Origin of the sequence: Streptomyces sp. G45 (assembly GCF_049542095.1) — a bacterium.
In the GTDB taxonomy this organism is placed as follows: Bacteria; Actinomycetota; Actinomycetes; order Streptomycetales; family Streptomycetaceae; genus Streptomyces.
On sequence record NZ_JBMUZU010000001.1, the window covers coordinates 3416512 to 3431593 of the forward strand.

Genomic DNA, 15082 nt, shown 5'->3' on the forward strand with positions numbered 1-15082 from the left:
AGTCTCACGGCATGGGTCTCAACACGTCCGCCGACGCTCCCCTCCCCGTGGGCGAGGTCTCCCGTCTGATCGGGGGCTGGATCGACCGTCTCGGCGCGGTCTGGGTGGAGGGGCAGATCACGCAGCTCTCGCGCCGCCCGGGCGCGGGCGTGGTGTTCATGACGCTGCGCGACCCGTCGCACGACATCTCGGTGAGCGTGACGTGCTACCGCCAGGTGTTCGACGCGGTCGCGGACGTCGTCTCCGAGGGCGCCCGCGTCGTGGTGCACGCCAAGCCCGAGTGGTATGCCCCGCGCGGCCAGCTGTCGCTGCGCGCGGCCGAGATAAGACCGGTGGGCGTGGGCGAGCTGCTCGCCCGGCTTGAGCAGCTGAAGAAGTCGCTGGCGGCGGAGGGCCTGTTCGCCGCGGACCGCAAGCGGCCGCTGCCGTTCCTGCCGCAGCTGATCGGCCTGGTCTGCGGCCGCGCGTCGGCGGCGGAGCGCGACGTCCTGGAGAACGCGCGGCACCGCTGGCCCGCGGTCCGCTTCGAGGTGCGCAACGTCCCGGTGCAGGGCGTGCACGCGGTCCCGCAGGTCGTGCAGGCGGTCAAGGAGCTGGACGCGCTCGCCGGGGTCGACGTGATCATCGTGGCGCGCGGCGGCGGCAGCGTGGAGGACCTGCTGCCGTTCTCCGACGAGCAGCTGGTGCGCGCGGTCGCCTCGTGCCGCACGCCGGTGGTCTCCGCGATCGGCCACGAGCCGGACACCCCGCTCCTGGACTATGTGGCGGACCTGCGCGCCTCGACGCCCACGGACGCCGCGAAGCGGGTCGTGCCGGACGTCGGCGAGGAGTACGAGCGCGTGGCGTTCCTGCGGGACCGCGCGCGGCGCAGCGTGGAGGCGTTCCTGGACCGCGAGGAGCGGGGCCTGGCGCACGCCCTGGCCCGCCCCTCCATGGAGCACCCGCACCGCATGGTCGAGGACCGCGAGGAGCAGGTCACGGCGTACGTGGACCGCGCGCGCCGCACGCTGCGCCATCTCCTGGACCGCGCGGAGTCGGAGCTGACGCACACGCACGCGCGCGTGGTGGCCCTCTCCCCCGCCGCGACCCTCCAGCGCGGGTACGCGGTGCTCCAGAGGAAGCGGGAGGACGGCGCCGTCGTCCGGGCCGCCGCCGAGGTGGAGCCCGGCGAGGAGCTGCGCGCCCGGGTCGCCGAGGGCGAGTTCACGGTACGAGTCGACATCTAGGGTGGGCGCATGACCAGCAAGACGGAAGCCGGGGCCACCGGGGGCGGGCCGGGCGCGGCGGACGCGCTCGGCTATGAGCAGGCGCGGGACGAGCTGATCGAGGTGGTCCGCCGCCTGGAGGCGGGCGGCACCTCACTGGAGGAGTCCCTGGCCCTGTGGGAGCGGGGCGAGGAGCTGGCCGCGGTGTGCCGCCGCTGGCTGGACGGGGCGCGGGCCCGCCTGGACGCGGCGCTCGCACGGGACGAGGGCGGGGCCGGGGACGGCCCGGACAGCTCTGGCGGCACGGGCGGCGCGGACGGCGCCGCCGACGCCTGACGGCGCGCCCGGCTGCCCCGCCCCGGCGCAGATCGCGCACGGAGGCTGTGAAGCGGATCACCACACCCCCGGTTTAGTTGAACTTTGAACCTCATTGGCGTACTGTCGTCCCTGTTGGCCGTCCCCGGGGCGCCACTCAGGCACCCCGCCTCCCTGACGTATCGAGAAGGTTGAAAGAGATGTCCCTCGTTCTTGACCCCGCCGCCCAGGACCTGCTCTTCCGTGAGGCCCGCACCGCGAACACCTTCACCGACGAGCCGGTGACCGACGAGCAGGTCCAGGCGATCTACGACCTGGTCAAGTTCGGCCCGACGGCCTTCAACCAGTCCCCGCTGCGCGTCACCCTGGTCCGCTCCCAGGAGGCCCGCGAGCGCCTGGTCCAGCACATGGCCGAGGGCAACCGCCCGAAGACCCTGACGGCCCCGCTCGTCGCGATCCTCTCCGCGGACAACGAGTTCCACGAGGAGCTGCCCCAGCTCTTCCCGCACGCCCCGGGCGTCAAGGACGCGTTCTTCTCGGAGCGCCCGGTGCGCGAGCAGGCCGCGGGCCTGAACGCCGCCCTCCAGGCCGCGTACTTCATCGTCGGCATCCGCGCCGCCGGTCTGGCCGCGGGCCCGATGACCGGCTTCGACCCGGCGGGCGTGCAGAAGGAGTTCCTGGACACCGACCACACCCCGCTGATGGTCGTCAACATCGGCAAGCCGGGCGACGACGCCTGGTTCCCGCGCTCCCCGCGCCTGGAGTACGACCAGGTCATCACGACCGTCTGAGCCACGGCCCGCGCAGCCACGGCACGCGCCGTCCGCGCAGGCACACACGCACCGTCCGCGCGGGGGCCGCAAAAACCCCCGGGACCGCACACCAGAGGCCCCCGGCACACGCCGGGGGCCTCTGACCGTGCTCGGGAGGGGACGGCGGCTCAGCCGTTCTCCGCGCCCGCGTTCACCGGCGTGCGCTTCATCTCCAGCGCCTCCGCCATCGCAGCCAGGCGGTCGAAGGGGGCCGTGCCGAGGACGACGGTGGTGGCGCCCTTCTCGCGCAGGACCAGCGCGTCGTAGCGCGCGCCCTTGTAGCGCTGCCACGTCCTGCCCGCGATCTCCTGCGTGGCGTCGGTCTTCTCGGCCCGCTGGGTGGCCTCCTCGATGAACTCCGTCGGCTTGGCCGTGGACTGCTTGACCGCCACGTACTCGCCCTTCGGGTCGAGGAAGCCCAGGTGCCAGCTGTCGTGGGCCGCGCCGTTGTACCGCACCGACGTGGGCTTCCACTCCTTGGGCAGGCCCTTGGGGGCCGCCACCGGGTACGCCGCCGCCCGCCGGGCCGTCAGGAGCTCGACGCGGTAGTCGACCCGCTTGACCGGGTCCTTGGATTCGTCGTGCGGGATGAAGACGTAGACGGCTGCCACGACCAGGCCGATGACGGCCATCGAGAGCAGCATGTTCCGCACGGTCTGCTTGCCGGTTCTGCCTGCCACGCCCCCTATCGTCGCAGGTGCCCGGGTCCGGCCCGACGGCAGCCCCGCTCCGCTCATCCGTGGGGCCCTCTGCTCATCCTGCCGACCTGCGGATAGAGTCAAGGGCATCACCCTCATCCGGCCGTCGTCGTATCAGGAAGGTGCGTCTCGATGACCGAGCATCACTCCCTGCCGTCCGAGTTGGAGGTCTCCCCGAGGCCCCCGACCGCAACCTCGCCCTGGAGCTCGTCCGGGTCACCGAGGCCGCCGCCATGGCCGCGGGCCGCTGGGTCGGCCGCGGCGACAAGATCGGCGCGGACGGCGCCGCCGTCCGGGCCATGCGGACCCTCGTCTCCACCGTCTCGATGAACGGCGTCGTCGTCATCGGGGAGGGCGAGAAGGACGAGGCGCCGATGCTCTTCAACGGCGAGCGCATCGGCGACGGCACGGGCGCCGAGGTCGACATCGCCGTCGACCCGATCGACGGCACCACCCTCACCGCCAAGGGCATGCCGAACGCGATCGCGGTCCTCGCCGCCGCCGACCGCGGCACCATGTTCGACCCGTCGGCCGTCTTCTACATGGACAAGCTGGTCACGGGCCCCGAGGCCGCCGACTACGTGGACATCAACGCCCCGGTGTCGGTGAACATCCGCCGTGTCGCCAAGGCCAAGCGGTCCACCCCCGAGGACGTCACGGTCGTCATCCTGGACCGCCCGCGCCACGAGGGCATCGTCAAGGAGATCCGCGAGACCGGCGCGCGCATCAAGTTCATCTCGGACGGCGACGTGGCCGGTTCGATCATGGCCGTGCGCGAGGGCACCGGCGTCGACCTCCTGATGGGCATCGGCGGCACCCCCGAGGGCATCATCAGCGCCTGCGCCATCAAGTGCCTGGGCGGCGTCATCCAGGGCAAGCTGTGGCCCAAGGACGACGCGGAGCGTCAGCGCGCCCTCGACGCGGGCCACGACCTGGACCGCACGCTCACCACGGGCGACCTGGTCAGCGGGGACAACGTCTTCTTCGTGGCCACCGGCATCACCGACGGCGAACTGCTCCAGGGCGTGCGCTACCGCGCGGAGACCGCCTCGACGTCGTCGCTCGTGATGCGCTCCAAGTCCGGCACGATCCGGAAGATCGACTCCGACCACCGGCTGGCGAAGCTGCGCGCGTACAGCGCGATCGACTTCGACCGCGCCAAGTAGCGGCCCGGTTCACCGGGCGGCCCGCCCGGGCCGCGTACGACGACGGGGGCGCTCCGTGCGGGGAGCGCCCCCGTCGTCGTACGAAGAGCGGGGTCGTACGAGGGGTCGTACGAGGAGGTGTACGAGGGAGGCGTGCGAGGCGGCTCGTACGGGGAGCGGGTGGCTAGCCCGCCGCGGCGACCGCCCTGGCGGCCTTCTTCAGCTCCAGGTCGCGCCGGCGGCGCCGGGCGAGGACCACGCGGCGCTCGGCGGCGGTCAGGCCGCCCCACACGCCGTACGGCTCGGGCTGGAGGAGTGCGTGCTCGCGGCACTCGACCATCACGGGACAGCGGGCGCAGACCCGCTTCGCGGCCTCCTCGCGGGACAGCCGGGCGGCCGTCGGCTCCTTGGAGGGGGCGAAGAACAGACCGGCCTCGTCGCGACGGCAGACGGCGTCCGAATGCCATGGGTTGTCCTGGTCCCGCTCGCGCGCTGGCACCCTTCCCCACGCAGGCTGCGCTCGTGCGGCGGAGGCCCCATCGGCCGGGACGGCGGCGACCAGGGACTGATGCGTCGGTTGCAGCACGGTCTACTCCTGACGACGGCTTCGCGAGCGAGAGACGATGCACCAAGCTCTACCCGCTGTGTGCGGGCCTATGCACTGAGTCCCCGCGTACGGAAGTCGGGATTCCCTCCGCGTCGGGCGCCTGGCCGAAACCCGTCGCCGCCGTGTCGTCGCCGCCGCGCGCCGGCGTGCGCCGCCCGGGTCAGCCCTCCAGTTTCCTCCGGAGATAACCACGCAGGTCACGGATGAGCTTGCCGCGCTTCGGGCGGGCCCTGACGTCACCGAAGATCGCGAAGCCCGCCACATGCACCACGGGGGCGTCGTGGTCCTGGGATTCGAGGGTGTCCACTTCGAACGTGCCGAAGATTCCCGTGCCGCTGCCGCGCAGCGACACGTTCTCCGGGACGCGGATGCGCACGTCGCCGAAGACCGCGAAGCTCTTGACCATGATGTGCCGGTGCTCGAAGACGGCCTCGCTGAGGTCGATGACCGCGTCGCTGAAGATCGCGTACGCGTGCGTGCGGCGGCCGGGGCGCCAGCGGCCCTTGCGGATCGCGTCGCCGAAGACCGCGTGCAGCGTCTCGTCGGCGGTCTCGGGGAAGGCGGCCGGGCCCGAGTCCGCCGGGGACTTCTCGAATGACGGCGCCCGCTCGCCCGGGGCGGGCAGGTCCACGACGAACGGCTCCAGCTCCGCCAGCGTCTTCGCCTTGTAGACCCCGTCGATCCGCTCGCTGTGCTCCTCCGGATCGAGGCGGCCCACGGCGAGCGCCTCCGCGAGGATCTCGGCGGCGCGGTCCCGGTCGGCGTCCGAGGCGCGCAGCGGGGTCGCCTTTCCGGCGGGGGGCTGGGAACGCTTCTCTAGGTCCACGGGGGTCAGCGTACCGAAACGCGATAGATCGCGACCAGACCTAGCCGGGGGCTCTCCGCAGACTCCGGGGCGCCCCTTGGCGCCCCGCCCCCCTTCCGGCGCCCCGGGCCCGTTGCGCTTCCGGCCCGCCGCTGCCGCGGCGGGGACTTCCCGCCCACCCACCCCATGCGCTTCCGCTTGCGCGCACCGCCCGCGCCAGGCCCGCTGGCAGCCGACGGCGGGCAACCCGCCACGAGGAGCGCCCACCTCGCACGGCCCCGCACGGACGGGCGGGAGAGATCCCGCCGCGGCAGCGGCGGGCACCACCCACGGGCAGTCAGCCGCCGACGCCGAGCAAGCCGCACGAGGGGCGACCACCCCACACCTGCCCCGCACGGGCGGGCGGGTGGGAGAGATCCCGCCGCGCCGGCGGCGGGGCACCACCCACCGGCGGACAGCCGCCGACGGCGGGCGCCCACCGCGAGGGGCGACCACCCCGCACCCGCCCCGCACGGGCGGGCGGGCGGGAGGGAGGGAGGACCACCGGCGGACAGCCGCCGACGGCGGGCGAGCCGCGCGGGGGGCGTTCACCCCGTGACTGGGCCCGCACGGGTGGGCGGGTGGGAGGGGGCCCCGCGAAAGGCGCCCCGCCAGGTGAGGCTTACCTCACCGGCACCCCGTACCCGGAGGGTTCTACGCTGGAGCGGCGCCGCCAACGGAGGCCGCGCCCCTGTCTGCGAGTGAGGAATTGGGCGTCATGCCAGAGTTTGCGTACTCCGATCTGCTCCCGCTGGGAGAGGACACCACCCCGTACCGGCTGGTGACCTCCGAGGGCGTCTCGACCTTCGAGGCCGACGGGCGCACGTTCCTCAAGGTCGAGCCGGAGGCGCTGCGCAAGCTGGCCGAGGAGGCCATCCACGACATCCAGCACTATCTGCGCCCCGCGCACCTGGCCCAGCTGCGGAAGATCGTGGACGACCCCGAGGCGTCCGGCAACGACAAGTTCGTCGCGCTCGACCTGCTGAAGAACGCGAACATCGCGGCGGCGGGCGTGCTCCCCATGTGCCAGGACACCGGCACGGCGATCGTGATGGGCAAGCGCGGCCAGAACGTGCTGACGGAGGGCGAGGACGAGAAGGCCCTCTCCCGCGGCATCTACGACGCCTACCAGAACCTGAACCTGCGCTACTCCCAGATGGCCCCGCTCACCATGTGGGAGGAGAAGAACACCGGCTCCAACCTGCCCGCGCAGATCGAGCTGTACGCCACCGACGGCGGCGCGTACAAGTTCCTGTTCATGGCCAAGGGCGGCGGCTCCGCGAACAAGAGCTTCCTGTACCAGGAGACCAAGGCCGTCCTGAACGAGGCCTCCATGATGAAGTTCCTGGAGGAGAAGATCCGCTCGCTCGGCACGGCGGCCTGTCCGCCGTACCACCTGGCGATCGTCGTCGGCGGCACGTCCGCCGAGTACGCCCTGAAGACCGCGAAGTACGCCTCCGCGCACTACCTGGACGAGATCCCCGCCGAGGGCTCGCCGCTCGGCCACGGCTTCCGGGACAAGGACCTGGAGGAGAAGGTCTTCGAGCTGACGCAGAGGATCGGCATCGGCGCGCAGTTCGGCGGCAAGTACTTCTGCCACGACGTGCGCGTGGTGCGGCTGCCGCGGCACGGCGCGTCCTGCCCGGTCGCCATCGCCGTGTCCTGCTCCGCCGACCGGCAGGCCGTCGCGAAGATCACCGCCGAGGGCGTGTTCCTGGAGCAGCTGGAGACGGACCCGGCGCGGTTCCTGCCGGAGACCACGGACGAGCACCTCGACGAGGGCGACGTCGTCAGGATCGACCTCAACCAGCCGATGGACGACATCCTCGCCGAGCTGACCAAGTACCCGGTCAAGACCCGGCTCTCGCTGTCCGGCCCGCTGGTCGTGGCCCGTGACATCGCCCACGCCAAGATCAAGGAGCGGCTCGACGCGGGCGAGGAGATGCCGCAGTACCTGAAGGACCACCCGGTGTACTACGCGGGCCCGGCGAAGACGCCCGAGGGCTACGCGTCGGGCTCGTTCGGGCCGACCACCGCCGGGCGCATGGATTCGTACGTCGAGCAGTTCCAGGCGGCGGGCGGCTCCAAGGTCATGCTGGCCAAGGGCAACCGCAGCAAGCAGGTCACCGACGCGTGCGCCGCGCACGGCGGGTTCTACCTGGGGTCCATCGGCGGGCCCGCGGCGCGGCTCGCGCAGGACTGCATCAAGAAGGTCGAGGTCGTCGAGTACGAGGAGCTCGGCATGGAGGCGGTCTGGAAGATCGAGGTCGAGGACTTCCCGGCGTTCGTCGTCGTCGACGACAAGGGGAACGACTTCTTCCAGGACCCGGCGCCGTCCCCGACGTTCACGTCCATTCCGGTGCGTGGTCCCGGGCTGGGCTAGTCGCCAGTCGCTGCCGGGCAGGGGCGGCGGGGAGTTCTTCATCCCCGCCGCCCCTGCCCGTTCCCGTACCAGGTACGGGGCGCGCTCTAGGCGAAGCGCTGGTTCGGGGTGTCGGCGCACTTCTGGAGCCGTACGGGGTCCTTCGGGCCCGACAGGGTCAGGCACAGGTCGGGCTGTGCGGCCGGGCGCAGGGTGGCGGACTGGCGGACGAACTGCTGGTTGGCGCCGCCGTGGCAGTTCCACAGGGTGACGGCCGCGCCCTCCTTGTAGGCGCCCTCGGGGACGTCCACGCAGCGGTCCTGGGTGAGGCCCGTGTGCAGGGACCGGCGCTCGGAGTCGTACCACCAGGTCTGGTTGCGGTTGCCGGTGCAGTCCCATCCCTGGACCTTGGTGCCGTTGCGGCTGCTTGAGGCGTCGGCGTCGACGCAGGTGCCGGTGGCCTCGTTCTTCAGAGGCCGGTACTTGTCGGCCCAGGCGCCCTGGTACAGCTTGGCGCTGCCGGTGCTGGCCGGGTCGGCGCAGCCGCCCTCCCGCCAGCCGGACGCGTAGAGCTGGGTGAGGCAGGACGCGAAGGCGCCGTGGCCGCGGGCGTTGGGGTGGAAGGACTGGCGTACGGAGTTGGAGTCCGGCGGGACCGGGTTGGACAGCTCGATGTAGAGGCCCCGGGCCCAGGTGTCCTCCATGCAGACCTCGTGGCCGTGGAAGAGGCGGGAGTTGTCGAGGTAGGTCGCCCCGGTGGCGCGGGCGGCCTCGCGGATGCCGCGCTCGAAGGCGGGCACGGCCTCGTTGCGGCCCCACTCGGTGTCGGAGTCGTAGCCCATGCCGCCGCAGACGAGCTTGCCGGGGAAGTCCGGGTTGTCGCGGAAGTCGGGGCCGATCGGGCTCGGGTAGCCCATGACGACCAGCTTGTAGTCGTTCCCGGCGTACCCGGCCTGGGTCATGACGGTCCGCAGGTCGCGCACGGTCTGCTCGACCTTGGGCCGCAGCGCCTCGACGCGGGCCTGCCAGCCGTCCCGGTACTTGGGCGCGCACGGGCCCTGGAGGGTGAGGTAGCGGGTCACGCAGTCCGTCATCACGGGGGCGAACTGGAGGTCGTCGTTGGCGCCGACGACCAGCAGGATCGCCTTGATCTTGGTGTTGCGGGCCTTGATGGCCAGGTTGTCGGACTGGACCAGTTCGTCGGCGTACTGCTTCTGGCCGCCGATGCGGATGTTCGCGGTCGTCGCGCCCGAGCAGGCCACGTTGTAGGTGACGTCCACGGGGATGCCCGTGCGGTGGATCGCGGCGTCCGGCGAGCGGTGGCACCAGTTGTCCGGGCCGTCGGTGCCCGGCTCGTAGCGGCCGATGCCCTCGCCGCTGATCTCGCTGTCGCCGAGCGAGATCAGGCCGGTCTTGCGGTCGGCGAGCGGGCGCTCGGCCGGGTCGCCGTACAGCTTCTGGGCCTCGGCGGCCCGGATCTTCTCCAGGTCGGGCGGCAGCGGGGTGCTCGCCCCGGTGCGCCCGGCCCCCGGGCCGTTCGGCGCGGCCTGGGCGGGTACCGCCGCCGCTCCCCGCCGACCAGGGCGGCCAGGGCCGCCACCGCCGTGACCGATCGTCGCAGCCGCCCCGCGCCGCCGCGTCCGGCGCCTGTCACGCGCTTCATCGCGCCTCCCCGAGATTGGTGTTACCCAGGGTTTTTACTGGTGAGTAAGAGTCTTGGGAATACTGCGAACAAGACAAGTGCTCACCTTTTCGAGGGAGTTGCGGCGCGCCCGGCGGCGTCGGGCACGGCGGCCCCCGGCGGTTGCGCACGGCACGGAACGGAAGGACCCTCGGAACATGAGCGGCGGCGCGGACGACAGCGGCGAGTACCGGATCGAGCACGACTCCATGGGCGAGGTGCGGGTGCCCGCGGGCGCCAAGTGGCGCGCCCAGACCCAGCGCGCCGTGGAGAACTTCCCGATCTCCGGCCAGCGCCTGGAGCGGGCGCACATCGCCGCCCTCGCGGAGATCAAGGCCGCCGCGGCGAAGGTCAACGCGGAGCTTGGCGTCCTGGACGCGGACGTCGCCGGGGCCATCGCGGACGCGGCCCGCGAGGTCGCCGACGGGCGCTGGGACGACCACTTCCCCGTGGACGTCTTCCAGACCGGCTCCGGCACGTCGTCCAACATGAACACCAACGAGGTCATCGCCACGCTCGCCGCCGAGCGCCTGGGCCGGGACGTGCACCCGAACGACCACGTCAACGCCTCGCAGTCGTCCAACGACGTCTTCCCGTCGTCGATCCACATCGCGGCGACGGCCGCGGTCACCGGCGACCTGATCCCGGCCCTCGACCACCTGGCGGAGGCCCTTGAGGCCAAGGCGGAGGAATTCGCCGACGTCGTCAAGTCCGGGCGTACGCACCTGATGGACGCCACGCCCGTCACCCTCGGCCAGGAGTTCGGCGGGTACGCGGCGCAGGTGCGGTACGGCGTGGAGCGGCTGCGCGCCTCGCTGCCGCGCCTGGCCGAACTGCCGCTCGGCGGCACCGCCGTCGGCACCGGCATCAACACGCCGCCCGGGTTCTCCGCCGCCGTCATCGCCGAGGTGGCGCGGTCCACGGGGCTGCCGCTCACCGAGGCCCGCGACCACTTCGAGGCGCAGGGCGCGCGGGACGGCGTCGTCGAGACCAGCGGGCAGCTGCGGACCATCGCCGTCGGCCTCACGAAGATCGCCAACGATCTGCGCTGGATGGCCTCGGGGCCGCGCACCGGGCTCGCCGAGATCAGCCTGCCCGACCTCCAGCCGGGGTCCTCGATCATGCCGGGCAAGGTGAACCCGGTGATCCCCGAGGCCGTCCTGATGGTGGCCGCGCAGGTCACCGGGAACGACGCCACCGTGGCCGTCGCCGGGGCCGCGGGCAACTTCGAGCTGAACGTGATGCTGCCGGTCATCGCCAAGAACGTCCTGGAGTCGGTGCGGCTGCTCGCGAACGCGTCGCGGCTGCTCGCCGACCGCACAGTCGCTGGCGTGGTCGCCCACCGGGAGCGGGCCCGGGAGTACGCCGAGTCCTCGCCGTCCGTCGTCACCCCGCTCAACAAGTACATCGGGTACGAGGAGGCGGCGAAGGTCGCGAAGCGGGCGCTGGCCGAGCGGCGCACCATCCGCGAGGTGGTCCTCGACGCCGGGTACGTGGAGCGCGGGGCGCTGACCCTTGAGCAGTTGGACGCGGCGCTGGACGTCCTGCGCATGACCCGGCCGTAGCCCCTTCCTGGCGTGGGCGCCCGGCGCCGCTTGATCGGCGCTCCGCGCCTCGTCCTCAAACGCCGGACGGGCTGGATCTTCGCGGGCTGGGCTGGACTCTGCCGGTGCGGCAGAGTTCTAGCCCGTCCGGCGTTTGAGGACGAGGCCGAAGGCCGATTTCCGGGGGTGCCAGGGGGCGGAGCCCCATGGTTTCGGTGAAGGGGCGGGCTTGGGGGCCACCCGGCAGGGACACGGCGCGGCGCCTAGTATCTGTTCATGACAGACCATCACTGGGCGCCCGGCACCCCGATCCTGTGGCGCTACCGCGCGAACGGCAGTGAGAGCGTCCACATCTGCCGCCCCGTCACCGTGGTCGAGGACACCGAGCAGACCCTCGCGGTCTGGCTCGCGCCGGGCACCGAGTGCGTGAAGCCGGTGCTCAAGGACGGCACCCCGGTGCACGAGGAGCCGCTGGCCACCCGCTACACCAAGCCCCGCACCACCCGCAGGGACCGCTGGTTCGGCACCGGCGTGCTGAAGCTGGCCCGCCCGGGCGAGCCGTGGTCGGTGTGGCTGTTCTGGGAGCCGGGCTGGCGGTTCAAGAACTGGTACGTGAACCTGGAGGCGCCGCGCACGCGCTGGGCGGGCGGGGTGGACTCCGAGGACCACTTCCTCGACATCTCCGTACGCCCGGACGGCTCGTGGCGCTGGCACGACGAGGACGAGTTCGCGCAGGCGCGCCGGGCGGGCCTGATGAGCGAGGCGCAGGCGGAGCGGGTGCGGCGGGCGGGCCTCGACGCGGTCGAGGCGATCCGCGCCTGGGGACCGCCGTTCCGGGACGGCTGGCAGGACTGGCGCCCGGACCCGGCCTGGCGGGTTCCCGCCCTGCCGCGTGACTGGGACCGCACGCCCGCGCCCACTCGGTCATGAGACCCTTGATGCAGCACCGTGGTTCAAACGTAGGATCGTCCTCCGCAGGGGCGCACCGCAACAACTCCTCGCGCCCTCGCACGGCCTGACAGGATGTCATCAAGGAGCGGCTGAACGTGAGCGAGGATTACGGAGCGCGTGGCGGCCGCGACCGCACGGGCCAGGCCGAGGCGTTCGACGCCATCGGCGCGGCGTACGACGACGCCTTCCCGCACAAGGAGGGGCAGATTTCGGCCGGTGCCCGGCTGGCCGCCGAACTGCCGCCGGGAGCACGCGTCCTGGACGTGGGCTGCGGCACGGGCGTGCCCACGGCGCGTCAGCTCACCGAGGCGGGACACACCGTCGTGGGGGTCGACCTGTCAGCCGGAATGCTGGATCTGGCGCGGAAGAACGTGCCGCCGCCCGCCGCCGAGTTCCGCCGGGTGGACCTCGCGGACCTGCGGGTGGACGGCGAAGGTCCGGGCGCGGTGGGGCAGTTCGACGGGATTGTCTGCTTCTTCGCGCTGTTGATGCTGCCCCGCGAGGAGATACCGTCTGCTCTTCGGCTGCTGCGGTCGCTGCTCAGGCCCGGTGGCCTGCTCGCACTGTCGATGGTGGAGGCCGACCTGGACGACGCGGCGATTCCGTTCCTGAGGCACACGATCCGGGTATCCGGATACCTGCGGGACGAACTGCGGCAGGTCGTGCGGGACGCCGGTTTCGACATCGCCCACGAGGAGTCGTACGCGTACGCCCCGGCGAGCACCGACGCACCACCCGAGCACCAGCTATTCCTGCATTGCCGACGCGGCTGAGCAACGCTTGGACGGCGCGCGCGGCGCGCAGCCCCGGACGGACGGATTCGAAACGCGTGACGGAGCACCTCAGCCCCTACGAGGGCCGCAAGGCACCAGTTGCCCGGCCACCCGCCCCCGCGGATCCCCGCGGGGCGCTGCTGCGTACCCCGGAGACGGACGCGCGGAGCTCCGGCGGCATGGGCGCCCTGCCCGCGCAGGCCCGCACGGGCGAGCAGGACGCGGGCACGGGCAGCGAGCACGCCCAGTCGTCCACGCAGGCCACGGACGGCCCGGGCAGTCACCGGCCGCGCCCCGTGCCCGAAGGGGTGCCCGCGCGGCCGGGCGCGGACGACGCGCGGGGGAGCTCCAGGCCGCCCCGGGAGCGCCCGGAGGCACGGAACGGCGCTCGGGCCGACCGCGCCCGCCGGGGCCCGCGGCGATGCGGCGCGACGGGGACCGGCTGCGGTTCGTCGGCGCCGCCACCCGCCGGATCGCCCGCGGCATCGACCTGGACGAGATCGTGATGGGCCTGTGCCGGGCCACGGTCCCCACGTTCTCGGACGCCATCCTCGTCTATCTGCGCGACCCGCTGCCGGTCGGCGACGAGCGCCCCACCGGGCCGCTGCTGCTGCGGCTGCGCCGCACCGACCGCATCCCGGAGGACCGGGACACCGACGGGGGCACGCTGCCCGCGCTCCAGGTGCAGTCGGACGTCTCGACCGCCGCCGAGCTGTGCGAGGTCCGCGTCGGCAGCGCGCTCGCCGAGGTCCTGCGCGGGGTGCGGCCGGTGTTCGCGGACGCGGCGACCGCGCTCGGCGCGCTCCCGGAGCTGCTCGGCGAGGGCCGGACGGTGCCCGGCGGACAGCGGGCGATCCTGGCGCCGCTGCGCGGGCGGCGCCGGGTGATCGGCGCGGCGGTGTTCCTGCGCCGCCCGGACCGGCACCCCTTCGAGGCCGACGACCTGCTGGTCGCCGCCCAGCTGGCCACGCACAGCGCGCTCGGCATCGACAAGGCCGTCCTGTACGGCCGCGAGGCGTACATCGCGGACGAGTTGCAGCGCACGATGCTGCCCGAGACCCTGCCGCGCGCCACGGGTGTGCGGCTCGCCTCGCGCTACCTCCCGGCCGCCGAGACCGCCCGCGTCGGCGGCGACTGGTACGACGCGATCCCGCTGCCGGGCAGCCGGGTGGCGCTGGTCGTCGGCGACGTCATGGGGCACTCGATGACGTCCGCCGCGATCATGGGCCAGCTGCGGACGACCGCCCAGACCCTCGCCGGGCTCGACCTGCCCCCGCAGGAGGTCCTGCACCACCTGGACGAGCAGGCCCAGCGCCTCGGCTCGGACCGCATGGCGACCTGCCTGTACGCGGTGTACGACCCGGTCTCGCACCGCATCACCATCGCCAACGCGGGCCATCCGCCGCCGGTCCTGCTGCACCTGGGCGGCCGGGCCGAGGTCCTGCGGGTGCCGCCGGGCGCGCCCATCGGCGTGGGCGGCGTGGACTTCGAGGCCGTCGAGCTGGACGCCCCGGCGGGCGCGACGCTGCTGCTGTACACGGACGGGCTCGTCGAGTCCCGGCTGCGCGACGTGTGGACCGGCATAGAGCAGCTGCGCGAGCGGCTCGCCGCCACCGCCCAGCTCACCGGGCCGGACCATCCGCCGCCGCTGGAAGCGCTCTGCGACGAGGTCCTCGACATGCTGGGGCCCGGCGACCGCGACGACGACATCGCGCTGCTCGCCGCCCGCTTCGACGGCATCGCGCCGAGCGACGTGGCGTACTGGTTCCTGGAACCGGAGGACGCCACGCCGTCGCGCGCCCGCCGCCTCGCGCGCAGCGCCCTGGAGCGCTGGGGCCTCACCGAGCTGAACGACGCGGTGGAGCTGCTGGTCAGCGAGGTCGTCACCAACGCCGTGCGGTACGCGACCCGGCCCATCACCTTGCGGCTGCTGCGCACGGACGTGCTGCGCTGCGAGGTCGGCGACGACGTGCCGCAGCTGCCGCGGCTGCGCCAGGCGCGCGCCACGGACGAGGGCGGCCGGGGCCTGTACCTGGTCAACAAGCTGGCGCGGCGCTGGGGCGCGACCCGGCTGAGCACGGGGAAGGTGGTCTGGTTCGAGCTGAACCAGACCGTGTGACGCGAGTAGCACGTGCAAGGCCCCCG

Annotated in this window: 11 protein-coding genes and 2 pseudogenes; 9 read left to right on the forward strand and 4 right to left on the reverse strand. The window is 73.0% G+C overall.

Going from position 1 to position 15082, the window contains the following annotated elements:
* The first annotated feature begins 11 nt into the window (after positions 1–11).
* The 3 genes from xseA (at position 12) to ACOBQU_RS13760 (ending at position 2311) form a co-directional block, all read left to right on the forward strand.
* Positions 12–1226: an exodeoxyribonuclease VII large subunit gene (xseA, locus tag ACOBQU_RS13750; protein WP_423627021.1), complete on the forward strand. Its 1215-nt coding sequence runs from the start codon at positions 12–14 to the stop codon at positions 1224–1226.
* Between the two features lie 9 nt (positions 1227–1235).
* Positions 1236–1541 (forward strand): exodeoxyribonuclease VII small subunit, encoded by a 306-nt coding sequence (locus ACOBQU_RS13755; RefSeq protein ID WP_423627023.1) that lies wholly within the window; start codon positions 1236–1238, stop codon positions 1539–1541.
* A gap of 179 nt (positions 1542–1720) precedes the next feature.
* The gene (locus tag ACOBQU_RS13760; protein ID WP_423627025.1) at positions 1721–2311 is read left to right on the forward strand and encodes a malonic semialdehyde reductase; all 591 of its coding nucleotides are present in this window, start codon (positions 1721–1723) and stop codon (positions 2309–2311) included.
* Positions 2312–2460: 149 nt separating this feature from the next.
* Here the strand turns inward: ACOBQU_RS13760 and ACOBQU_RS13765 are convergent, their stop codons facing one another.
* Positions 2461–3012: a DUF4245 domain-containing protein gene (locus ACOBQU_RS13765; RefSeq protein WP_423627027.1), complete on the reverse strand. Its 552-nt coding sequence runs from the start codon at positions 3010–3012 to the stop codon at positions 2461–2463.
* 150 nt (positions 3013–3162) lie between these two features.
* On the opposite strand from ACOBQU_RS13765, the pseudogene glpX reads away from it, so the two are divergent.
* Positions 3163–4196 (forward strand): annotated as a pseudogene (gene glpX, locus ACOBQU_RS13770) (class II fructose-bisphosphatase).
* Positions 4197–4359: 163 nt separating this feature from the next.
* On the opposite strand, the gene ACOBQU_RS13775 reads toward glpX, so the two are convergent.
* Together ACOBQU_RS13775 and ACOBQU_RS13780 are read right to left on the reverse strand one after the other, a co-directional pair.
* Positions 4360–4761: a WhiB family transcriptional regulator gene (locus tag ACOBQU_RS13775; RefSeq protein ID WP_423627029.1), complete on the reverse strand. Its 402-nt coding sequence runs from the start codon at positions 4759–4761 to the stop codon at positions 4360–4362.
* Positions 4762–4942: 181 nt separating this feature from the next.
* Complete coding sequence (locus tag ACOBQU_RS13780; RefSeq protein WP_423627031.1) at positions 4943–5608, reverse strand: DUF1707 SHOCT-like domain-containing protein; 666 nt, start codon at positions 5606–5608, stop codon at positions 4943–4945.
* A gap of 736 nt (positions 5609–6344) precedes the next feature.
* Between ACOBQU_RS13780 and ACOBQU_RS13785 the strand changes: the two genes are divergently transcribed.
* Positions 6345–8009: a fumarate hydratase gene (locus tag ACOBQU_RS13785; protein WP_423627033.1), complete on the forward strand. Its 1665-nt coding sequence runs from the start codon at positions 6345–6347 to the stop codon at positions 8007–8009.
* A gap of 86 nt (positions 8010–8095) precedes the next feature.
* Here ACOBQU_RS13785 and ACOBQU_RS13790 read toward each other — a convergent pair whose 3' ends face one another.
* A complete protein-coding gene (locus tag ACOBQU_RS13790) occupies positions 8096–9601 on the reverse strand; it encodes a ricin-type beta-trefoil lectin domain protein (RefSeq protein ID WP_423634454.1) in 1506 nt (501 codons plus the stop codon).
* Positions 9602–9827: 226 nt separating this feature from the next.
* On the opposite strand from ACOBQU_RS13790, the gene ACOBQU_RS13795 reads away from it, so the two are divergent.
* From ACOBQU_RS13795 to ACOBQU_RS13810, 4 genes and pseudogenes are all read left to right on the forward strand, one after another.
* Positions 9828–11234: a class II fumarate hydratase gene (locus tag ACOBQU_RS13795; protein ID WP_423627034.1), complete on the forward strand. Its 1407-nt coding sequence runs from the start codon at positions 9828–9830 to the stop codon at positions 11232–11234.
* Between the two features lie 255 nt (positions 11235–11489).
* On the forward strand, positions 11490–12143 hold the full coding sequence (gene fomD / locus ACOBQU_RS13800; protein WP_423627036.1) for a cytidylyl-2-hydroxypropylphosphonate hydrolase: 654 nt from the start codon (positions 11490–11492) through the stop codon (positions 12141–12143).
* 116 nt (positions 12144–12259) lie between these two features.
* Positions 12260–12937 (forward strand): class I SAM-dependent methyltransferase, encoded by a 678-nt coding sequence (locus ACOBQU_RS13805; protein ID WP_423627038.1) that lies wholly within the window; start codon positions 12260–12262, stop codon positions 12935–12937.
* 56 nt (positions 12938–12993) lie between these two features.
* A pseudogene (locus ACOBQU_RS13810) lies at positions 12994–15056 on the forward strand (SpoIIE family protein phosphatase).
* The last annotated feature ends 26 nt before the right edge of the window (positions 15057–15082 follow it).